Source organism: Paracidovorax cattleyae (assembly GCF_900104515.1).
GTDB lineage: Bacteria > Pseudomonadota > Gammaproteobacteria > Burkholderiales > Burkholderiaceae_C > Paracidovorax > Paracidovorax cattleyae.
On record NZ_FNJL01000053.1, the window covers coordinates 1 to 5,493 of the forward strand.

Here is a 5,493-nt window from a genome sequence, read left to right on the forward strand (position 1 = left end):
CGAGAAATCAGTCTGATCTCGCACATCGCTAGAAGTCGCCCCCGATTCATCCCCGCCGCAGGGCATAGGAAAGGGGTTTTGCAGACCTTCCCTAGGCATCCTTACTCCGGGAATTCCATTCCCTAAAGTTCCAGGAGTTCCAACATCGGCATCGCCATTCACCGTGCTCCACCCAATGCGATTGCCCGACCAGTGCGTAACCGGGCCCGCACACTCGCCGGGTGCGCCGCCCCCCGAGCCCAGCAGGCCGAAGTCCGGGTGTTGCAGGTGCAAGCGGGTAAACCAACTACACCACGTCGCGCTGTAGAGGATCAAACTTCGAATTGGCTGCACCGTTACAATTTAATAATTCTCAGTATTGATTAATGAAGAATACAATAGCCTCCTCACTGGTGGCGGTAACAACCATAAACCGCTTCTTAGAGAAACAAGTATGAAGGCCAGTTATCTTATTAGGACTGCTTGCGCCGTCAGGATTCTTGAACTCGGAGCAGATGAAATCTTTTATTTCCTTACCTTCTTTTAAATTTAAATATATATTATTAATCTGAACTTCGTCTTTTAGACTCCTCGCAATAATAGTGTAATTTTTTCCATCGTCAGATTGGCAATTTATGTAAACCCTATCTACTCTTCCGTCGTCATCATATTGAGACTTGACGCATCGTCCCTTCGGAATCAAAGCTTCGAGTTCATCAACCCTGCTGTGCCAATAGAACAAAAAAGCGGAAATCGTCGCACCAAAGGCAACAATAAAAATAATTAACTTAATATTCTTCATGGTTTCATTCCTGGAATATGCACCGGACCACCTGCAGACGTTCCAGGAGTTTTCATCATAATTCTTGTTATTTCACCCGTATTTTTCAAAATCTTCTTCTTGATCTCTTCCATTCTCTTTTCGGTAGCCTGCATTTTTTCTGTAGAGCATGTCGGTGTTTGAGAGATGCAAGACATCAAGTCATCTTCAAGTCGTCCAAATTCTTTTTCTAATTTTCTATTTTCCAAAACCAATTGCCCTGCTTCGGCAGCATCTTTGATTGAACTAGCTTTTTCACCCCACCCAAATATTTTCGATAGCCATCCTCCTTCCTCCTTCAGTCCAAGAGGATCCTTGCTTGAAGTGGGGTTCGTTGGATAAATTAGCTTGTTCACACCTCCAGCCAACCCAATCGGATCCTGCGTCACATACTGCCCCAGCATCGGGTCGTAGTACCGGAACCGGTTGTAGTGCAACCCCGTCTCGGCATCGAACTGCTGGCCCTGGAAACGGATATCCTGGCCGATACCGTGCGGATCGTATTCCTCGCGCAGGGCACCCCAGGCGTGGAACGTGGCAGCCCAGGTGACCAGACCTGCCTGCGGGCCGTTGGCGTCCACCAGCGCGATGGGCGTGCCCAGGTGATCGCACAGGACATGGCGGATGCGCTTCGCATGGGCCTGGGTGGCGGCCTGCCGTTGCTGGCGCACGGATCGGAGGCCCGCGGAGAGCAGTGCGCCGGTTTCTTCGGGCAAGCCTGCCTGCAGACGGGCCCGCAGTGCATCGCCATGTGGACCCAGTGCGTCGTTCAGCGCCTGCTCCAGCCATTCGCGCTGTGCGCGGGGCAGACCTGCAAACAGGGCCGCCGCGTGGGATGCGCCACCATGGTCTTCCAGCGCGAACATGGCCTGCACGGGTGTGGGGATGGCCCGGTCGCGCTCCAGCCGCAGCAGCGGCACGAACGTGTCCGGCTCGTACAGCGTGTGCTGCAGCCCCTGCGGGCCTTCGGTATGCACGAGGCGGTCACCGTCCCAACCCGCATAGGTGGTCAGGCCGTCCTGACCCGGCGGACCGTACACGGTCTTGCCCAGGCGGCGCCCGAACGCGTCGTACCGATAGCGGGCCACCTGTCGCCACGCGCCACCGAGGCTCTCGCGCTGCCAGACTTCTCGCAACTGGTGCAGCGCGTCGTAGCGCAGGCGCTGGATGCGCCCATCGGGCAGGAGCATCTGGACGCGGTTGCCGAAGGCGTCGTAGCGATAGCGAATCAGGGTGCCTTTGCCGTCGCTGCCGGCTCCATCGGCATCGCCATCCACCGTGCTCCATCCGATGCGGTTGCCCTTCCAGTGCGTGACCCGGCCCTGTGCCTCGCCCGGCCTGCCGCTCGAGCGGAGCAGGTCGAAGTCCGGGTCGTGCAGTTGGTCGCGCACCTCGCGGGCCCACGCCTGCCGATCGGCGTGCGGTGCCGCCACGCCGGCCTTCGGTGGCGCGGGCAGGCGGTTGCCTGCGGGGTCGAGCGCCCAGTGCGCCTGTACCTCCGGCGAGCCCTGGACCGCGCGGTGCAGCCCGCTCAGGCGCTGCCACGCGTCGTAGCCGTAGCGTGTGGCCTCGCCCGGCGTCTGCACGCCGACCAGTTGGCCCAGCGGGTCGTACCAGTAGCGGCGCTGCGCGAGTGTGGCGAGCGGGCCCAGCGCCGGGGCGATGCGGCCTGCGGCGGACGAGGGGTCGGTATCGGAGTCGTTGGCGTCACCGGTCGCCGGCATGGCCGCTGCATGGCGCAGGCCGCGCCAATCCTGGTGCAGCATCCGGCCCATCGGATCGAGTTGCCGTGCATGCACGATGGCCGGCAGGTCTGCGTTGCCCTGGCCTTCGAGCACGTTCAGCGTGCGCCCCACCTCGCGGTGCAGCGCATCGCGCTCCCAATCCACCAGCGGCTGGCCGTCCAGCAGCAGCCCGTGCACATGACCCGAGCCGTAGGCCAGCCACTGCAGCGTGCCCAGGCCCTGTGCCTGCGTGGCCGTGCGCTGGCCCAGCGGGCCCAGGGTGTGGGTGATGGCGTGCTCGAACTCCACGGGGGACTCACCGGCACTCAAGTTGGCTTGGAGGTGTGGCGCCTGCGGCTTTCGGTACAGCGTCTGCGTCTCTCCGAAGACACGCCCGAAGGCATCGCGTGCCAGGGCCACGCGGGCCTCGGGTTGCAGCCGCTGCGCCTGCAGCGCGGCGACCAGCGGTGCCTGGGCGGGATCACCGGGGCGATCCAGCAGGAACAACAGTGCCTGCGTGTCCAGCGCCAGCCAGCGCTCGGCGAGGGGGATGGGCCGATCCGTGGAGCCGGCAGGCAAGGCCGTCGGCAGGGCCATGGGCTCGATCCCGTGGGGCAGTTCTGCATCCCAGGTCCGCGTCTGCTGCAATGCTCCGGCCGAAGTGTGCTCGAAGCGCTGGATCTGCAGTATCGCGTGGGGTTCGGTATCGGAGTGCTCCGGTGCCGGCAGCCGCACGGCGACACGCGCCACCAGCCGGCCGCCCAGATCGTAGTGCAGCCGCATGCGCACCACCGCCCCCAACTCCGGCCGCGCCGCCGCGCCCGGGTGGTGGCCTTCGCCGTGCCCATCACCCGTGTGCGTGAGCTGGCCCGCCGCGTCGTAGCCATACACCTGGCTGCGCCCGTCGAAGCCCACTTCCTGCACCAGCCGGTCGGCCGAATCGTGCGCGAAGCGGGTCACGTCGCCGTTCTCGTTGACGAGCTCCTCCAGCCGCCCGGCCACGTCGTAGCGTAGCTGCACGCCCCGGCCCGCCTGCACCTGCTCCACCACCCGGCCCCAGAGGTCGTGCCGGTAGGCCACCGTGGTGCTGGTGCCTGCGGGCTCGCCCGTGCCTTCCAGCACGTCGTGTGTGCCGTAGGTGGTCGCCTCCAGCGTGCCGGCGGCCGACCAGCGGTAGCGCACCGCCGTGTTGCCCGGCTGCTGCACGCCCACCAGCCGTAGCGCGCCTTGCTGCATCGCGTGGCGCAGTTGGCTGCGCTGGCCCAGCGCATCCGTGGCCTCCACCACCTCGCCCCAGGCGCCGTGGCGCCAGGACTGGCTGCGGCCGGAGCAGTCCGTGTGCCGCGCGAGCTGGCCGCAGGCGTTGTACGCGTAGAGGCTGCGCCCGCCCCGGGCGTCGATCATCGTCACGGGCTGGTCGCACCAGGCGAGCGCGTGGGGCGGGAAGGCTACAGTGCCGGTGCCGTCCTCTTGCGGTTGCTCGTATTCGAACCGTGTGATGAGGACTTGGTTGTCAGTGGATCCATGCCCGCTTCCGGCCGGACCCTTCGCCACCTCCACCAGCCGCCCCCAGGTGTCGTAGCGGAACTCCGTGCGCAGCCCTGCAGCGTCCTGGCTGGCCAGCAGCAGCCCGTCCTGCGCGCTGCCCGCCGCGCCCCAGGGCTGCTGGGTGCTGCGGCCATCAGGGCCCTGCACGCCCAGCAGCCGGCCTGCGCCGTCGTAGCGCCACCACGTGGTGCGGCCCAGCGCATCGGTGGCCGACAACCTGCGGCCTGCGCTGTCATGGCGGTAGCTTTGCTCGGCCCCGTCCGGGGCCACGAGGCGCACCAGGCGCTTGAGTCCGCCTTCGCCTTCGAAGTGGTAGGCCGTGCTGCGGCCCAGGCTGTCGCGCACTACCGTGCTGCTGCGCGCCGGGCCCGCCGGACCCTCACCGACGCGGGCAGGCGCTTCGCTGTACTCGAAGAAGTACGACAGCCCCTCCTCGTTGTGCTGCTCGGCCACGCGTGCGCCCGGGCGCGCCCCCGACCCCTGGCGGCGGCCCTGCGCCGTCTGGTCTTCATAGACGTACCGGTGCCTGGGACCCTGGCGCACCTGGTGCTCCGTCATGCGGTGCAGTGCGTCGTAGCCGAAGCGGCGCAGCACCGTGCCATCTGCGCCCAGCACCTCCGCAAGGTTGCCTGCGCTGTCGTAACGGTAGCCCACGAGCGGCTGAGGGCGCGGGGCGGCGCCGGGTACCACCGCAGGGTCGAGCGGGTTGAACGTGCAGTCCACGCCCACCAGCCGCACACCGTCGTCGGGTTGCAGCAAGGGATGGGCACTTGTCTGTGCTGGTCCGGCATCCTGGTCAATGCGCTCGTAGCGCAGCGCATAGCGGCGCCCGCTGCCATCGGTGATACCGACCACGCGGCCCTGCTGCTCGCCTTCCTCGCCCCACTGGTAGCGCTGGCTGCGGCCGAAGCGGTCGATCACCGCATGCAGGACGTGGTCGCCCGATACGCCTGCCGGCAGGAACACCCAGGCCGGTGCGCCTGCACCGCCTGCGCCCGGCACGGAGATGACGCAGCCCGGGTCCGCACGCAGCACCGCCGGCACGTGCGACCAGCGCGGTTGCTGCGTCCAGGGCAGCAGTTCGGCCGGGGTGGAGGATGGGACCGCGGAGCTGGATGCCTCCGGGATGGATGCGGCAGCCGTGGCTACAGCGTTCGCAGCAGCGATGCCCCCACCCCGCAACAGCCACAGGTCCTCGCTGCTGCTGTACAGCGCCTGCCCCGGCTGCAGCGCCTCGTCGAACGTGATCGCCCGCCCCGAGGCATCGAAGAGCACCACCCGATCCGATTGCAGCCGCAGCTCCAGCGGCAGCTTCCACCCATACCCCAGCAACCCGCATGCCGCACCATGCTTCGCATTCACGTAACTGCTGTACACCCGCTGCCACGCCAGCGGCAGCGGCCCCGGCAGCGCGAAGTCCAG

General features: G+C 65.7%; 2 protein-coding genes. Both read right to left on the reverse strand.

Going from position 1 to position 5,493, the window contains the following annotated elements:
• Nucleotides 1-352 precede the first annotated feature (352 nt).
• The gene (locus BLR05_RS26215) at nt 353-781 is read right to left on the reverse strand and encodes a hypothetical protein (protein ID WP_143016011.1); all 429 of its coding nucleotides are present in this window, start codon (nt 779-781) and stop codon (nt 353-355) included.
• Nucleotides 778-5,493: RHS repeat-associated core domain-containing protein (locus tag BLR05_RS24585; protein WP_092840224.1), on the reverse strand; the 4,716-nt coding region annotated here is incomplete at its 5' end. The genes BLR05_RS26215 and BLR05_RS24585, both read right to left, overlap by 4 nt.